The organism is Porphyromonas uenonis 60-3 (genome assembly GCF_000174775.1).
GTDB classification, from domain to species: Bacteria; Bacteroidota; Bacteroidia; order Bacteroidales; family Porphyromonadaceae; genus Porphyromonas; species Porphyromonas uenonis_A.
Genome location: NZ_ACLR01000245.1, coordinates 1 through 550 on the forward strand (window position 1 = coordinate 1; position 550 = coordinate 550).

Genomic DNA, 550 nt, shown 5'->3' on the forward strand with positions numbered 1-550 from the left:
AAAGGTCAGGAGCTCGTCACGCTCGATGAGCAGAAGCCCCTCACGATCAAAGAGCTGTACGAGGTGCACGCCGATCTGCAGAAAGAGATCAATAAGCTCCTCGGACTCAGCGACGTCGAGCCTGCAGCAGAAGCTTAAGCAATCAGCCGAAACGGTAGCCAGCAAAAGCTACCACAAATCATACAGACTAGCGGGATCATCTCACCGACGTGTGAGGTGATCCCGCTAATTTATGAGACGATGGACCCTTTGTATGGACGCAGGGGAAGTGTCAAGCGAGAGGGAGTCCGTCCCCGAACGACGAGACGTGTAACGGCTGTGCGTCCGTTGTGTCAAAGCTGGACGAGTAACGGTTGTAGGGACGCTCGGTCGAGCGTCCGTTGTGTCAAAGGTTACGGCGTTCGTTGGTTTTAACGGGAACGGACGCACGACCGTGCGTCCCTACAACCGTTACTCGTCTCGCTTTAACGGGGACGGACGCACAGACCGTGCGTCCCTACAACCGTTACTCGTCTCGCTTTAACGGGAACGGACGCACGACCGTGCGTCC

General features: G+C 56.4%; 1 protein-coding gene. It reads left to right on the forward strand.

Annotated elements, in window-relative coordinates; genetic code table 11:
* Window positions 1-382: 382 nt before the first annotated feature.
* On the forward strand, window positions 383-523 hold the full coding sequence (locus PORUE0001_RS10675; RefSeq protein WP_157750217.1) for a hypothetical protein: 141 nt from the start codon (window positions 383-385) through the stop codon (window positions 521-523).
* Window positions 524-550 lie beyond the last annotated feature (27 nt).